The 15,094-nt window shown below is 66.5% G+C and carries 16 protein-coding genes and 1 riboswitch; of the genes, 10 read left to right on the top strand and 6 right to left on the bottom strand.

Annotated features, from left to right (window positions below):
- Positions 1-28: 28 nt before the first annotated feature.
- Complete coding sequence (locus ACT2B0_RS17155; protein WP_473459503.1) at positions 29-994, top strand: esterase-like activity of phytase family protein; 966 nt, start codon at positions 29-31, stop codon at positions 992-994.
- 34 nt (positions 995-1,028) lie between these two features.
- On the opposite strand, the gene ACT2B0_RS17150 is transcribed toward ACT2B0_RS17155, so the two are convergent.
- The gene (locus ACT2B0_RS17150; protein ID WP_473459501.1) at positions 1,029-1,649 is read right to left on the bottom strand and encodes a queuosine precursor transporter; all 621 of its coding nucleotides are present in this window, start codon (positions 1,647-1,649) and stop codon (positions 1,029-1,031) included.
- 94 nt (positions 1,650-1,743) lie between these two features.
- Complete coding sequence (gene rpmB, locus ACT2B0_RS17145; protein ID WP_473459499.1) at positions 1,744-2,043, bottom strand: 50S ribosomal protein L28; 300 nt, start codon at positions 2,041-2,043, stop codon at positions 1,744-1,746.
- Positions 2,044-2,344: 301 nt separating this feature from the next.
- On the opposite strand from rpmB, the gene ACT2B0_RS17140 reads away from it, so the two are divergent.
- The 3 genes from ACT2B0_RS17140 (at position 2,345) to ACT2B0_RS17130 (ending at position 4,798) form a co-directional block, all read left to right on the top strand.
- Positions 2,345-3,133 (top strand): DUF3108 domain-containing protein, encoded by a 789-nt coding sequence (locus ACT2B0_RS17140; protein ID WP_473459497.1) that lies wholly within the window; start codon positions 2,345-2,347, stop codon positions 3,131-3,133.
- Between the two features lie 100 nt (positions 3,134-3,233).
- The gene (yddG, locus tag ACT2B0_RS17135; protein ID WP_473459496.1) at positions 3,234-4,133 is read left to right on the top strand and encodes an aromatic amino acid exporter YddG; all 900 of its coding nucleotides are present in this window, start codon (positions 3,234-3,236) and stop codon (positions 4,131-4,133) included.
- A complete protein-coding gene (locus ACT2B0_RS17130; RefSeq protein WP_473459494.1) occupies positions 4,130-4,798 on the top strand; it encodes a lysoplasmalogenase family protein in 669 nt (222 codons plus the stop codon). The genes yddG and ACT2B0_RS17130 overlap by 4 nt, the downstream gene beginning before the upstream one ends.
- Before the next feature lie 9 nt (positions 4,799-4,807).
- On the opposite strand, the gene gloB is transcribed toward ACT2B0_RS17130, so the two are convergent.
- Positions 4,808-5,575: a hydroxyacylglutathione hydrolase gene (gene gloB / locus ACT2B0_RS17125; RefSeq protein WP_473459492.1), complete on the bottom strand. Its 768-nt coding sequence runs from the start codon at positions 5,573-5,575 to the stop codon at positions 4,808-4,810.
- A 107-nt stretch (positions 5,576-5,682) separates the two neighbouring features.
- Between gloB and ACT2B0_RS17120 the strand changes: the two genes are divergently transcribed.
- The 4 genes from ACT2B0_RS17120 to ACT2B0_RS17105 all read left to right on the top strand — a co-directional run bounded on the left by ACT2B0_RS17120 (position 5,683) and on the right by ACT2B0_RS17105 (position 9,961).
- The gene (locus tag ACT2B0_RS17120; RefSeq protein ID WP_473459490.1) at positions 5,683-6,477 is read left to right on the top strand and encodes a class I SAM-dependent methyltransferase; all 795 of its coding nucleotides are present in this window, start codon (positions 5,683-5,685) and stop codon (positions 6,475-6,477) included.
- Positions 6,464-7,546: an NAD(P)H-dependent flavin oxidoreductase gene (locus ACT2B0_RS17115; protein WP_473459488.1), complete on the top strand. Its 1,083-nt coding sequence runs from the start codon at positions 6,464-6,466 to the stop codon at positions 7,544-7,546. The genes ACT2B0_RS17120 and ACT2B0_RS17115 overlap by 14 nt, the downstream gene beginning before the upstream one ends.
- A 187-nt stretch (positions 7,547-7,733) precedes the next feature.
- Entirely contained in the window at positions 7,734-8,822 is a 1,089-nt protein-coding gene (locus ACT2B0_RS17110; RefSeq protein WP_473459486.1) for a multicopper oxidase domain-containing protein, read from the top strand.
- Positions 8,822-9,961, top strand: a complete 1,140-nt coding sequence (locus ACT2B0_RS17105) for a ZIP family metal transporter (protein WP_473459484.1) — start codon at positions 8,822-8,824, stop codon at positions 9,959-9,961. The genes ACT2B0_RS17110 and ACT2B0_RS17105 overlap by 1 nt, the downstream gene beginning before the upstream one ends.
- A gap of 3 nt (positions 9,962-9,964) precedes the next feature.
- Here ACT2B0_RS17105 and metW read toward each other — a convergent pair whose 3' ends face one another.
- Together metW and metX are read right to left on the bottom strand one after the other, a co-directional pair.
- Complete coding sequence (gene metW, locus ACT2B0_RS17100; RefSeq protein WP_473466060.1) at positions 9,965-10,573, bottom strand: methionine biosynthesis protein MetW; 609 nt, start codon at positions 10,571-10,573, stop codon at positions 9,965-9,967.
- A 2-nt stretch (positions 10,574-10,575) separates the two neighbouring features.
- Complete coding sequence (gene metX, locus ACT2B0_RS17095) at positions 10,576-11,757, bottom strand: homoserine O-acetyltransferase MetX (RefSeq protein ID WP_473466057.1); 1,182 nt, start codon at positions 11,755-11,757, stop codon at positions 10,576-10,578.
- A gap of 71 nt (positions 11,758-11,828) precedes the next feature.
- Positions 11,829-11,906, bottom strand: a riboswitch (SAM riboswitch).
- Between the two features lie 79 nt (positions 11,907-11,985).
- Here metX and hisC point away from each other — a divergent pair.
- Together hisC and ACT2B0_RS17085 are read left to right on the top strand one after the other, a co-directional pair.
- Positions 11,986-13,086, top strand: a complete 1,101-nt coding sequence (hisC, locus tag ACT2B0_RS17090) for a histidinol-phosphate transaminase (protein WP_473459482.1) — start codon at positions 11,986-11,988, stop codon at positions 13,084-13,086.
- Positions 13,087-13,089: 3 nt separating this feature from the next.
- The gene (locus ACT2B0_RS17085) at positions 13,090-14,055 is read left to right on the top strand and encodes a prephenate/arogenate dehydrogenase family protein (protein ID WP_473459480.1); all 966 of its coding nucleotides are present in this window, start codon (positions 13,090-13,092) and stop codon (positions 14,053-14,055) included.
- Here the strand turns inward: ACT2B0_RS17085 and ACT2B0_RS17080 are convergent.
- The gene (locus tag ACT2B0_RS17080) at positions 14,048-15,085 is read right to left on the bottom strand and encodes a DUF2125 domain-containing protein (RefSeq protein WP_473459478.1); all 1,038 of its coding nucleotides are present in this window, start codon (positions 15,083-15,085) and stop codon (positions 14,048-14,050) included. The genes ACT2B0_RS17085 and ACT2B0_RS17080 overlap by 8 nt on opposite strands.
- Positions 15,086-15,094 lie beyond the last annotated feature (9 nt).

Raw genomic sequence — 15,094 nt, 5'->3', positions numbered from 1 at the left:
GTTCGCGGTCGGGATCGCGGTCGCCGGAATGACGCTTCCCATCGGCGCCCAGGCGCAGCCGGCGCCGGTGGAGCGGGCCGAAATCAGCGCACGACCGATCCTCCAATTCAAGCTCGGGTCCAGCGAAACCCGTTTCGGCCCGCTCGAATTCGTCGGCGGGCTGGAACTCGGCTCGGGCTCCTGGAATTTCGGCGCCATGTCGGCGATCCGTTTCCTCGACGCAGGCCAGCGTTTCGTCGGTGTGACCGATACCGGCTTCTGGTATTTCGGCCACCTCGTTCGGGACGAGGCGGGTCGCCCCTCCGGCTTCGCCGATTTCACCCTGCAGCAGATGGTCGACGACAAAGGCGATGTCATCGGCCGCAAATGGACCACCGACGCCGAGGGGCTGGCGGTGAGTGGCGATGAGGCGACGGTCGGCTTCGAGCGCGCGCACCGCATCTCGGTGTTCCGGCTGACGCCGAAAGACATGAAGGGACCGCTGGGCGATCTCGACTTTCTGGTGCCGGCCCACGAGCTGCGGCGCAATCGCGGTTTTGAAACCGTGCTCTACGCGCCGGCCGACGGGCCGCATGCGGGCGCGCGCATCGTCATTTCCGAAAAAAGCCTCGACCGGAACGGCGACATCTTCGCCGCGATCCTCGAAGGGCCGACCAGCGGCATTTTCACCGTCCGGCGCAGCGGCGATTTCGACATCACCGACGGCGCCTTCCTGCCGGGCGGCGATCTTTTGCTTCTGGAACGCAGCTATTCGGTCGCCAAGGGCGTGGCGATCCGGCTGAAACGGATCGACGGCGACAGCATCGGCAAGGGCAAGGTGGCCGACGGGCCCGTGCTGCTCGAAGCCGATATGGGCTATCAGATCGACAACATGGAAGGGCTCGACGTGTGGCGCCGCGCCGACGGCGCCGTCATGGTGTCGCTGATTTCAGACGACAACCACTCCATCCTGCAGCGCAATCTCTACCTGGAATTCCGCCTGCACGAGGAGTGACGGGCGGCCCGATGCGCGCGCGCCCCGCGTCAAGCTATCTTGCCGCAGGGGCGGGCTTCAGCACCGAAAGCAGCGCACCGTAGGGCGCCAGCATGACAAGCCCGACGCCGATCTTGACGGCGAAATCGCCTACCGCCAGCGATACCCATAGCGGCACCTGCCAGCCCAGCAAGGCGACGGGAAAGGCCAGCGACCCGTCCTCCATGCCGAACAGGGCGTCGATACCGGCGAAGACCCCGGCGAAGGCGATCGAGAAAAACAGCACCGTGTCGAGCACCGAGCCGAGCACGGTGGAGACGAACGGCGCCTGCCACCAGGCGTTCTTGCGCAGCCGGTCGAACACCGCCACATCGAGGAACTGCGCGGCCAGGAAGGCGCTGCCCGAGGCGATCGCGATGCGCGGTGTCGCGAGCCAGATCGACAGCGCGACGGCGAGCACGAAGCCTGCAAGCACCACCTTGCGCGCGGCGACCGGGCCGAAGCGGCGATTGGTCAGATCGTTGACGAGGAAGGCGACGGGGTAGGTGAAGGCGCCCCAGGTCAGGATCTCTTCGAGCCCGAAATGGGCGAACGGAAACTGGACCAGATAGTTGGACGCCGCGACGACGGCGGTCATCGCGAGCACGAACGGGGCAATGGAGGCAAAGCGCGTCATTTTTTTAGCCTGGGTGATGGAACCAGTGGGCGCCGCGGCGGCTTGCGTCACGGCGCCCGGGTAAGGCGGTTGTCCCCCGCCTCGAAAGACGATGTCAGGCCGGTACGGGCGTTTCGTCGAGCTTCTTGACGATCTGCTTCTTCAGCAGGCGTGCCTTGGGCGACAACTCGCTGGAGTCGGCCTTGAGCAGGAAGGCATCCAGGCCGCCGCGATGTTCAACCGTGCGCAGAGCGCTGGCCGACACGCGCAGACGCACATTGCGGTTCAGCGTCTCCGACATCAGCGTCACATTGACGAGATTGGGCAGGAAACGCCGCCGCGTCCTGTTGTTGGCGTGGCTTACATTGTTGCCGTAGAGCACGGACTTGGTGGTCAGTTCGCAAACGCGGGACATAATTCGTACCTTCGGTTCGACACCGGCCAAAGTCCGAACCGCACCATCATCATGTGGCGCGCGGACGTTTCAGGGCGGCCTCTCGGAAAAGTCGGCCTCCCATAGTGGCATTTGCGCTGATCGTCAAGCGCCGGCGTATGTGTGAGGCGATTGGTCGGCGCGGTGTAAGGCGATTATCGGTCCGTTTACCCAATACCGACGCAGCCCATTCACAGATAGGCCCGATTCGTGGTGTTAGGACGCCCAGGGGATGCGATCGTCGGCTTCGGCCGAACTGCGGCCGAACTGCGGAGTGTGTCCTTTGCGTCTCAAGACCTGTGTGTTGCCGATCCTCGCCGCCGTTCTCTTGAGCGCGGCGCCGGCGCGTGCCGAGCAATGGCGCTCGATGCGTGTCGAACAGGTCGTGACGATCTACGGGATCGTCGTCGCGCGTTCGAGTTTTTCCTCCATGGTCAGTCGGGACCGTTTCAAGGTCGAAGGGCGCGTGTCGAGCGCCGGGCTTGCCAGGATTTTCGACGACACGCGGGGCACGGTCACCGCGATGGGCCGCTTCGACAACGACAGAGCGCGCCCGAAGGGGTACGTGGCCGATTATGAAAGCGGCAAGAAGAAGAAACGGACCCAGATTTCGTTTGCCGACGGGCGGGTCCACAAGGCGGTGAACGCGCCGCCGGTCAACACCAAGCGCGACGACTGGATTGCGCACGGCGCGACCGATCTCGTCGATGTCGCCGATCCGCTGTCGGCGACGCTCGTGCCGGCGGATCGCGAGGCCGATGTGTGCAACCGCACCATCAGCGTGTTCGACGGCGCGCTGCGGGCCGATCTGCGCCTTTCGCCCGCCGGGCGCGGCAGGCTGTCGGCAAAGGGCTATCAGGGCGACACGGTGGTGTGCCGGGCGCAGTTCGTGCCGGTATCGGGCTATCGCCGCGACAACCGCTCGCTGCGTTACATTCGCGACACGAGTCATATCCGGATCGCCTTCGCACAGATCGGCGCCACCGGCGTCTACGCACCCGTCGGCGTGACGGCCAAGACCAAGATCGGCACGCTCACGCTGGAAACGAAACGTTTCGAACTCCTGGACTAGCAAAGATGGCAATCTGGTCTTGCCATGCGCGGGCGAGGCCGGATAGGTCCGATCCTGCCGGCGCGGCGGTGCCGCCGGGCCGGGCGGGAGGAGACAGGCCATGGGGCGGGCGACCCTGATCGGATTTTCGGCTGTTGTGATGTGGGCGCTGCTGGCGCTGTTCACCGACGCCTCGGGACGGGTGCCGCCGTTCCAGCTCGCGGCGATGGCGTTCGCGGTCGGCGCGGCGCTGGGTTTGGTCGCCCGCGCAGCCGGCCTGTCGCCGGCGCAGCGGATGCCGATACCGCCGCTTGCATGGGTGGTCGGCATCGGCGGCCTGTTCGGCTATCATTTCTTCTATTTCACCGCCCTGCGCAACGCGCCCGCGGTCGAGGCGAGCCTGATCGCCTATCTGTGGCCGCTGCTGATCGTGCTGGGTTCGGCGCTCATGCCGGGCGAGCGGCTCGGCTGGCACCACGTCGTCGGCGCGCTGATGGGGCTGGCCGGCACGGTGCTGATCGTCTCCAAGGGCGGTGGGCTCGGCTTCGACGCCCGCTATGGTTTCGGCTACGCCATGGCGGCTCTGTGCGCGCTGACATGGTCGTCCTATTCGCTGTTGTCGCGCCGTTTTCCCGCCGTGCCGACCAGCGTGGTGACCTGGTTCTGTCTGGCCGCCGCCATCCTTTCGCTGGTGTGCCACGTGGCGCTGGAGCGCACGGTGTGGCCCGAGGGTGCCGGACAATGGCTGGCGATCGCGGGCCTCGGGCTGATGCCGGTCGGCGGCGCTTTTTACGCCTGGGATCACGGGGTCAAGCGTGGCAATATCCAGGTGCTTGGCGCGGCAAGCTATGCCGCGCCGCTGTTGTCGACCCTGGTGCTGATCGTATTCGGTTTCGCCGAGCCGACATGGCGTATCGTCGCCGCCTGCCTGCTGATCACCGCTGGCGCGGCGCTTGCGGCCAAGAATCTCTTATCCCGCCGCGTGCACGGCGCGGTTGCCGCGGGAGGGGACGCAAAATGATGCCGTTCGAGGGCGGATTGGTCGGCACGGCCAACGGCACGCTCGTCCTGTCGGTCGTGGCGGCCACGCTTTATCTGCCGATGACGGCACGGCCGCCGTCCTGGCGGCGCCTGGTCGCCAAGACGGCCGGCGTGGCGCTGCTGGCGGTGTTGTCCCTGGCCGTCGGCGGGCCGTGGCTTCTCACGCTCGCCCTGGCGCTGAGCGCGCTCGGCGACGCCTGCCTGGCGCGGGAGGGCGAAGGCGCCTTCATGGCCGGTCTGGCGTCGTTTCTGGGCGCGCACCTGGCCTATGCGGTGCTGTTTGCCGGGGCTGGCAGTGCGGCGCTGTTTGCCGGCGAGCCCTGGCGGCCGCTGGCGGCGCTCGCCCTGGCGGCGTTCGCCGGCGTGCTCTACATGCGATTGCGCCCGGTCCTGCCGGCCGCACTGCTGGTGCCGGTCGCCGTTTATGTCGTTGCGATCCTGGCCATGGGAGTTGCCGCGCTGTTTCTGCCTGCGCCGCTGGTGATCGTCGGCGCGGTGTCGTTCATGGCCTCAGACGCCATTCTGGCGGCGGAACGTTTCCTGCTTGCCGAGGCGTCCGCCCACCGGCGCTGGAGCCGGCCGGCCGTTTGGGTGCTCTATTATGCCGGCCAGCTCGCGATCGCGCTCGGCGTGCTGCTCGCCTGACCCGTCCGATCAGAAAATATCCTTGCGCTTGCGGATCTCGGCGAAGACGGCTTCGTCGCTGGCGGTCTCCATGCCGAGATTGCGGCGGATGACGGGATCGTGCGCGCGCAGGAACGGATTGGTCGCCATCTCCTCGATCAGCGTGGTGGGCAGGGTCGCCTGGTTGGCCGCGCGCCTGGTCTGGACGAGGGCGGCGCGTTCCTTGAGCGCGGAATTGCTCGGATCGACCGAAAGCGCGAAGCGGGCATTGGCTTGGGTATATTCGTGGCCGCAATAGATCACCGTTTCCAGCGGCAGAGCGGCGAGTTTCTTCAGCGAGGCGAACATGTCGGGCGGCTTGCATTCGAACAGCCGTCCGCAGCCGAGCGCAAACAGCGTGTCGCCGGTGAAGGCGACGCCCGATCGCGCGAAGTGGTAGCAGACATGGCCAGCGGTATGGCCCGGCGTGGAGATCACGTGGACCTCGTCCGAACCGAAGGCGAAGCGGTCGCCGTCCTTGACGGTCTCGTCGATGCCCGGGATCCTGTCCGCCTCGGGCCCGGGTCCGACGATCTTCAGGCCGAAGCGCTTCTTGAGATCGAGATTGCCGGCGACGTGGTCGCCGTGGTGATGGGTTATCAGCAGCACGGTCGGCGTCCAGCCCGTGCGGTCGACCGCTTCCAGGATCGGCGCGGTCTCGGGCGCGTCGATGATGGCGGTCTCGCCGCTTTCGGGATCGTGCGCGAGCACGCCGAAATTATCGTCGCGGCACATGAATTGGTCGATTTCCAGGGCCATGGGCATCCTCGCTTTCTCAGGCCGGACGATAAGCCGGCGGGCATGGAACTGTCACCCCGTCGCAGGGAATTCTTGCCGTTGCGCCTGGGCGCGGATACCGTCCGGCCATGTATTCGGACATCGTCGATCTTAGATCTTTCTACGCATCCGTGCTCGGGCGCCTGGCCGAGCGCTCGATCGCCATGGCGCTGTCGAGCGTATGGGCCAATTTACCCAATGAGCGCCTGGTCGGTCTCGGGTATGCCGTGCCCTGGCTTGAGCGGTTCGGGGCCGACGCGGAACGGGTGTTCGCATTCATGCCGGCCACGCAGGGGGCGGTGAACTGGCCGCCCAACGGCCCGTCCACGACGGCGCTGGTATTCGATGAGGAACTGCCGCTGTTTGATTCCTCCATCGATCGCATCTTGATGGTGCATTCGCTGGAACATGCGGAAAACCCGCGCGAAACGCTGATGGAGCTGTGGCGGGTGCTCGCCCCCGGCGGGCGGCTCGTGATCGTGGTGCCGAACCGGCGCGGCGTGTGGGCACGCTTCGAGCATACGCCGTTCGGCACCGGAAGGCCCTGGTCGCGCGGCCAGCTCACCAGCCTTTTGCGCGACACCAATTTCACGCCGGGGCAGTGGAGCGAGGCGCTGTTTTTTCCGCCGTCGCGCAGGCGCTGGATGCTCAGGTTCCATCGCCTGATCGAGCAGACCGGGCGGCGGTTCTCGCCGATCTTTTCAGGCGTCACCATCGTGGAGGCGCAAAAGCGTCTCTATCAGGGATTGCCGGTTGCGCAGCGCAGCTCGCGGCGCGTCTTCGTGCCGGCGCTGACCCCGCAGGGCGCGACACGCGCGATGGCGGAAATCGATGCGCGGCGCGTTCGGGGAACCGAGGAGGGACAGGCCGATGTGGCCCGATAACGGCATTGTTGAGCTTTTCGGCATCGAGGTGCCGATCCTGCAGGCGCCGATGGCCGGTTCGTCCGGCGCCGAGCTTGCCGTTGCCGTCAGCACGGCGGGCGGGCTCGGGTCTCTGCCCTGCGCCTTGCTCGGGCCCGAACGGATCCGTGCCGAGTTCGGCGCGATCCGCCAGCGGTCCGATCGGCCGGTGAACCTCAATTTCTTCTGCCACGTGCCGCCGGCCCCCGACGCTGCGCGCGAAGCCGGCTGGCGTATGCGGCTTTCGGCCTACTACGCCGAATTCGGTATCGACCCCGACACGGCTCCACCGGGAGCCGGTCGCAACCCATTCGACGAGACGGGGTGCGCGCTGGTGGAGGAACTTCGCCCGCAGGTGGTGAGCTTCCATTTCGGCCTGCCCGCGCCGGCGTTGGTCGGGCGGTTAAAAAAAACCGGTGCCCGCGTGATCGCGTCCGCCACCACGGTCGCCGAGGCACGTTGGCTGGAAGAGCGCGGCTGCGATGCGATTATTGCACAGGGCGCCGAGGCGGGTGGTCATCGCGGCCTTTTTCTCACCGACGACGTCGCTGCCCAGCCCGGCACGATGGCTCTTGTGCCGCAGGTTGTCGACGCCGTTGCGGTGCCGGTGATCGCCGCCGGCGGGATTGCCGATCCGCGCGCCGTCGCGGCGGCCTTCATGCTGGGGGCGGCGGCGGTGCAGATCGGAACCGCCTATCTGCAATGCCCCGAAGCGTTGACCGCGCCCGTCCATCGGGCCGCGCTCGCCGCGGCGCGCGACGACCAAACGGTGCTGACCAATGTGTTTACCGGCCGGCCGGCGCGCGGGCTTCTCAACCGGATCGTGCGCGAGGTTGGGCCGCTCAGCGCCGAGGCGCCTGCCTTTCCGCTGGCCGCGGCCGCCGTCGCCCCGCTGCGGGGGCAGGCGGAAAAGACCGGTTCACGCGACTTCTCGCCCCTATGGGCCGGCCAGGCCGCGGCACTCGGCCGGGCGATGCCGGCGGGTGAGCTGACGCGTGACCTCGCCGACGGGGCGAGAGAGCTTCTGGCACGCGGTGCCCGCGCGCGCTGAGCAGCAGTCGGGCCTGTCGCCCCTGACCGGGCGGTTTTCTCCATCATGATTTGCAGCGCTGAACATGGCGCGGTCGGTTCTTCGTGGGCATCGGGGGTGATACCCGCCAACGGCGCGCGTGACGCGCTTGCTTCTGGAGGGGTTGCCTGTTATTGGTAATGCAAATCATTTGCAAAAAGGGTCGATCATGGGTTTGGGACCGTTCGGACGCATTCCCAGACGCGGCCTGCTGCGGGCCGGGGCCGTGCTGGCGGGTGCGGCCTTCGGAATGGAGCGTTCGGCAGCGGGCGAACAGGATGGCGAAGGCGCGCCCTCCGCTGGCCACGGCATGGCCGGCCGGCATGGTCAAAACCGCGTCGTTGGAACGGTGGACGCCGATCGCAACGGCTTCGATCCGATGGAATTCCTGACCGAGTTCGACACCGGTGTCGTGACGACGGACCCCGACGGTCGGCCGGTCCGCGAGTGGACGATCACCGCCGTCGATCGCGAGGTGGAGATCGCGCCCGGCGTGTTCTTCCCAGCCTGGACCTACAATGGCCGTATCCCGGGGCCGACCCTGCGCTGCACGGAGGGCGAGCGTCTGCGCATCCGCTTCCTCAACGCCGGCTCGCACCCGCACACCATGCATTTCCATGGCATTCATTCGGCGCGCATGGACGGCGTGCCCGGGGCGGGCGAAATCGGGCCGGGCGAGGCGTTCACCTACGAGTTCGCGGCCGAGCCGTACGGCTGCCATCTCTACCACTGCCATTCGATCCCGCTCAAGCGCCACATCCACAAGGGGCTCTACGGCGCCTTCATCGTCGATCCCGACCCGGACCGACATCCGCTGTCGCGCGACGACGCCGCGGCGCGGAAGCTGGGCACGCCGCAGAATGCGAACTGGCAGGAACTGGTGATGGTGATGAACGGCTTCGACACCAATTTCGACGACGAGAACGAATTCTACGCCGTCAACACCATTCCGTTCGCCTATTTCGACAGGCCGATCCGGATCGAAAGGTCGAGGCCGGTCCGCATCTATCTGATCAACATCACCGAATTCGATCCGATCAATTCGCTGCATGTGCATGCGAATTTCTTCGACTATTACGATCACGGCACCACGCTGACGCCGACCCATCGCCGGATCGACACCGTCATGCAGTGCCAGGCGCAGCGCGGCATCGTCGAGCTGAGCTTCGCCAACCACGAACCCGGCCTCTACATGTTCCATGCCCATCAGACCGAATTTGCGGAACTCGGCTGGATGAGCCATTTCGAGGTGGTGTGATGGTCCGTTTCGTCTGGCTGGCGCTTCCGCTTTTGATCCTGGCCGCGATCGTCGCCTATGTGCTGGGCGCGCGCCCGCTCGACCGGATCGGGGCCGCCGCGCCGCCTGTCGAACAGGTCGTGGTGGAAGGCACGCGCCTGCGCCCGGGCATGATCGAGCTCGGCATCCGCGCCGACGGATCGCAGCCGGTCGCCATCGCCCAGGTCCAGGTCGACGGGGCCTATCGTGCTTTCGACCTGACGCCGGCCGGACCGGTCGGGCGTCTTGACGGCGCCCGGGTCACGGTTCCCTATCCTTGGGTCGAGGGCGAAGCGCATCATATCGTGCTGGTGACCTCGACCGGGGCGACGTTCGAACACACGGTGGAGGTCGCACAGGCCACGCCGGGGCTCGACGCCGGCTCGCTGTGGCGGCTTGCCGTGATTGGGCTCCTGCTCGGCGTGGCGCCGGTTGCGACCGGCATGCTGGCCTTTCCCGCAATGCGCGGGCTTTCAGCCGGTACGTTCGATTTTCTGCTGGCGCTGACCGTCGGGCTCTTGGCCTATCTTTTCCTCGACACGCTGGGCGAGGGGCTGGAGGCCGGTTCGGCCGCCCTGGAGCGTCTGCGCGGCCAGACGGCGGTATGGGTGGCCGCGGCATTGACGGCGCTGGCGTTGTTCGTGGCCGGGCGCTGGCGCGGCGCCGCGCCGCAGGGCGCCGCGCTCGCCGGCTTCATCGCGCTTGGCATCGGGCTGCACAATCTGGGCGAAGGCCTGGCGGTGGGCGGCGCGCTTTCGGCCGGCGCCGGCGCCTTGGCGACCTTTCTGGTCGTCGGTTTCATCATTCACAACGTGACCGAGGGCATCGGCATCGCGGCGCCGCTCGTACGCGCAAAACCGCCTTTGTCGTTGTTCGTCCTGCTTGCCGGGCTCGCGGGGCTGCCGGCGGTCGCCGGCGTTTGGGCCGGAACGCAAGCACCGGGGCCCTATTGGCTGGCTTTGTGTTTCGGCGTCGGTGCCGGGGCGATCTTCCAGGTGATGGTCGAGGTGACGGCGCTGACGGTGAGAAAGGGCGGGTTCGCCGCCCTGGGCGGCTTGAACTACGCTGGCGGCGTCGCGGCCGGTCTGTTGATCATGTACGCGACCGCCTTGTTGGTGTGAGTGTCATTTCCTCAGCAGGAACACCGCCTGCTGGCCGAAGAAGTTCCAGAACCACCATGGCAGCGAGACGCCGATCTTCTGGCCGTTGCCGTCGAGCGCGGTTGCGCTCTCCACGGTCGCGCCGATCTCTTCGCACAGAGCGACGAAGTCGCGGATCGTGCAGAAATGGATGTTGGGCGTGTCGTACCAGCTATAGGCCAGGTCGCGTGTGACCGGCATGCGCCCGCGCAAAAGCAGCGACAGGCGCACGCGCCAATGGCCGAAATTCGGGAACGAGACGATCGCACGCCGACCGATCCGCAGCAATTGTTCGAGCACTTCCTTGGGATTGCGTGTGGCCTGCAGCGTCTGCGAGAGGATCACGTAGTCGAAGCCCTGGTCGGGATAATGGCTGAGGTCGGTGTCGGCATCGCCCTGGATCACCGACAGGCCACGCGCGACGCATTCGTTGACGCCGCGCTGCGATATCTCGATGCCGCGGCCGTCGATCTGCTTGTCGGTGATCAAAAGGTCCAGAAGCGCCCCGTCTCCGCATCCAACGTCGAGCACGCGGGCGCGCGGGTCGATCAGGCCGGCCACCATGGCGAGGTCGACCCGGGCGTCGTGGTTCATACTCACGGCGCATCCTCCAGGCCGCGGGCGCGGGCGGCGGAGTCCAGAAATCCGCCGACGGCGGCGAAGAATTCCGGCTCCTCGAGCAGAAATGCGTCGTGGCCGCGGTCGGTCTCGATCTCGACGAAGGAAACCGAGGCGCCGGCGGCGTTGAGCGCACGCACCACGGTGCGGCTTTCCTCGGTCGGAAACAGCCAGTCCGAAGTGAAGGAGACGAGGCAGAAACGGGTCTCGGTGTTGCGGAAGGCGTCGGCCAGCCGCCCGCCACGATCGGCGGCGAGGTCGAAATAGTCCATCGCCCGCGTCATGTAGAGATAGGAATTGGCGTCGAAGCGGTCGACGAAGGTCATGCCCTGGTGGCGCAAATAGCTTTCGATCTGGAAATCCGCGTCGAACCCGAAGGTCAGGGTCTCGCGATCCTGCAGATTGCGGCCGAATTTGCGGTGCAGCGCGGTTTCCGACAGATAGGTGATGTGGGCGGCCATGCGCGCGACCGCGAGGCCTTTTTCCGGCCGGCGTCCCTCGTCGATATAGCGCCCGCCGCACCATTCGGGGTCGGCCATCACCGCCTGGCGGCCGACTTCGTGAAAGGCGATGTTCTGGGCGGAATGTCGCGCCCCTGCCGCGATCGGCAAAGCGGTGAACACCCTCTCGGGATAGCTCGCCGCCCATTCCAGCACCTGCATGCCGCCCATCGAACCGCCGATGACGGAAAACAGTCGGCCGATGCCGAGTTCGTCGACCAGCATCGTCTGCGCGCGCACCATGTCGCCTATGGTGACGATCGGCAGGTCGAGGCCGTAGGCGCGGCCGGTCTCGGGGTTGAGCGAGGCGGGGCCGGTGGAGCCCAGACAGCCGCCGATGACGTTGGAGCAGATGACGAAAAAACGGCCGGTGTCGATCACCTTGCCCGGGCCGACCAGGCTTTCCCACCAGCCCGGCTTGCCGGTGATGGGATTGCGGCTGGCGACATATTGGTCGCCGGTCAGCGCATGGCAGATCAGGATGGCGTTGCTGCGGGCCTCGTTCAGCGCGCCATAGGTCTCGTAAGCGATCTGGAACGGCGACAGCACCTTGCCCGAATCGAGCGAAAGCGGCCTGTCCGGTCCAAAGCGCGCGACCCGGCTCGACGGGTCGGTCGCCTCGTTGGTTGCCTTCAGCTTTCGGGCCCGCCGTGCGGCCATCCACATCACCTCATGCGGCCGGCCTTGCTCGAAGCACAAAAAAACCGGCATTGCGCGCTCGCAAAGCCGGTTACCTGATGCAAACGGCCCTTTAGCGACTTGTTTTACGTGGCTGCAAGCCGACCGGCCAAATCACCACGGGAGGCCGATTATAATCTTGCGCAAGCCTTTGCGTCAACGGCAAAGCTTTGCTAGTCGGAAGGCGATCATCCGCGAAGGAACCCCGCCATGAGCCTGCCCGTCCGCCCAGAGCCGAAACCCGGCATCATGGATATCGCCGCCTATGTGCCCGGCAAGAGCGCGGCGCCGGCGGGCGTGGCCAAAGTCCATAAGCTGTCGTCGAACGAAAACCCGCTCGGCGCGTCGCCCAAGGCGGTCGAGGCCGTGCGGTCGGTGGCCGCCTCGCTCGAGTTCTACCCTGATGGCGCGGCGAGCAGGTTGCGCGAGGCGATAGCGGAAGTGCAGGGGCTCAACCCGGACAACATTCTGTGCACCAACGGCTCCGACGAGGCGCTCGGGCTGTTGGCGCAGGCCTATCTGCAGCCGGGCGACGAAGGTGTGTTCACCGAGCACGGCTTCCTGGTCTACCGGATCTACATCCAGGCGGCGGGCGCGGTGCCGGTGGTGGTAAAGGAAACCGACGAGACAGCCGATGTCGATGCCATCCTGGCTGCGGTGACCGACAGGACCAGGATCGTCTTTCTGGCCAATCCCAACAACCCGACCGGCACCTATGTGCCGTTCGAGGAGGTGCGGCGGCTGCATGCGGGGCTGCCGAAAAACGTGCTTCTGGTGCTCGACGCGGCCTATGCCGAATATGTGCGCCGCAACGACTACGAGACCGGCATCGAGCTCGTATCCTCGTTCGATAATGTGGTCATGACCCGGACCTTCTCCAAGGTGTACGGCCTCGGCGGCGCGCGTATCGGCTGGATCTACGCGCCGGCGCATGTGATTGCCGCGCTCAACCGCATTCGCGGTCCGTTCAACGTCAACGCGGCGGCGATCGAGGCCGGGGTGGCTGCGATCCGCGACCGCGACCATGTCGAGAAATCGGTCGCGCATAACGACCAATGGCTGCCGTGGCTGACGGAGAAACTGACCAAGCTTGGTCTCAGGGTCACGCCGAGCATCGGCAATTTCATCCTGATCCATTTTCCCGACGAGCGCCGCTCGGCGGCGCTGGCCGACGAGTATCTGACGGCGCGGGGCTATATTTTGCGCCGTGTCGCCGGCTACGGATTCCCGAATGCGCTCAGGATGACGATCGGCACGGAAGAAGCCAACCGGGGTGTGGTCGCCGCGCTCTCGGATTTTCTGAAAGACTGAACCATGTCCGATCCGATGTTCGATCGCGTTGCCCTGGTGGGCATCGGCCTGATTGGTTCGTCGCTTGCCCATGTGATACGCCGCGAGGGGCTGGCGGGCAGGGTTGTGGTCTCGACACGCTCGGCCGCGACGCTCGAACGGGCCGCGGAGCTGGGTCTGGGCGATGTCTATGAAGGCGACCCGGCCAAGGCGGTCGAAAATGCCGATCTCGTCATCGTGTCGGTGCCGGTCGGCGCGTCCGGCGCGGTGGCGCGCGCGATCGCGCCCGCGCTCAAGGCCGGGGCGATCGTCACCGATGTCGGCTCGACCAAGGGGTCGGTCGTCAGCCAGATGGCGCCTGAATTGCCGCCCTCGGTCCATTTCATCCCCGGCCATCCGATCGCCGGTACGGAACGCTCGGGGCCGGATGCCGGTTTCGCCGACCTGTTCGACGGGCGCTGGTGCATCCTGACGCCGCTGCCGGACACCGATCCGGACGCGCTCGCGCGGCTGTCAGGCTTCTGGGAGGCGTGCGGCTCGAAGGTGGACGTGATGGACCCCGCCCATCACGACATGGTGCTCGCCATCGTCTCGCACCTGCCGCATATCATCGCCTACAACATCGTCGGCACCGCCGACGATCTGGAAGCGGTGACCAAGTCCGAGGTGATCAAATATTCGGCGTCCGGTTTTCGCGACTTCACCCGCCTGGCCGCGTCCGACCCGACCATGTGGCGCGACGTGTGCCTGCACAATCGCGAGGCCATTTTGGAGATGCTGGCGCGGTTTTCGGAAGATCTGTCGGCATTGCAGCGGGCGATCCGCTGGGGCGACGGCGACAAGCTGTTCGACCTGTTCACCCATACCCGGGCGGTGCGGCGCTCGATCATCGAGGCCGGCCAGGACATCGACGTGCCCGATTTCGGCCGCCACGCCGTCGCCCATCCGTCCCGCGATGACAGGGAGCCGGAAAAGTCGGGTTCTAGTTGAGCGGCGGGATCCGGCCGAGCGTGATGAAGGCGATCCGCGCCTGCCCCTTCGTCACGGTGAGCGGCAGGCTGGGATTGTCGCCGAGCGCGGCGAGCCCGGCCGCCACCGAGCGGATCTGATCGCCGTTTTCCGGCATGATTTCTGCCAAAAGCGTGGCCAGTTTTTGCGGATTTTGCGCCGAAATCTGCAATTTTGCGTCGATAAATCCGTCCATATCGACAGAAAATGGGCCGGAAAGCGCGAAACCGGCCTGATCTGCCAGGGTAATGGCGAGATCGCGAATGACGAGGCTGATGCCGCGCAGGCTCTGCGGCCGCTCGACGGCGAGCCGCACGCCGTCGGCGACGGTGAGGTCGGCCTGGAACCGCTCGGCACGGATCTCGCGTCCGAGTTGCGGCGGAAGGGCGGAGATCGCCTCGGCGCTGAGGGCAAGATCGAGATCGGCGCCATTGCGGCGCGTATGGGCCTCGGCGCGTGCGGCCTCGAACAGGACCGACGCCACGCGGCCCTCCGGGGTTGCGTCCAGCTTGACCTGTTGGGCTGTCACCGAGGCGCGCTCCGGCAGCGGGTCGGCGGACCTTGCGCTGAAACGGATATCGCTGGCGCTCGCGCCAACGGGGTTCGCCGCGGCGAACAGGTCGAGGCGGATGGCGTCCAGTTCGCCGACGATGTGCGCGGGGTTGTAGACCTGCGCCGCCGAGCGCAGCCCGTCGGCCCTGACGGCGAAACGGCCCTCGGCGTCCGCGACGGCGGCCTTGCTGCAAAAGAGCCCGATGCGGAACGGATATCCGCGTGCCTGGCGCGGTTCGCAGCTCGCGGACGCACCGCGCTCGTTCATGCGCGCGAGCCAGGTGTCGGTCGCCTGTTCCAGTGCGTCGGCGGCGTAGAACCAGCCGCCCGTATAAAGCGCGATCGCGGCGACGATCGCTGTTGCGAGCCAGACGAACCGGCGACTGCTCCCGCCTTTGCGTTTACTTGACGTCACGCCTTCAGCCTCGCTACCCATCATGCCGCCGGTGCTTCCGGCCAATTTCTCCAG

The organism is Nitratireductor sp. J20-h4, assembly GCF_056780505.1.
The sequence above is the reverse complement of the archived record's forward strand: the minus strand, read 5'-3'. Positions and strand labels throughout refer to the sequence as shown.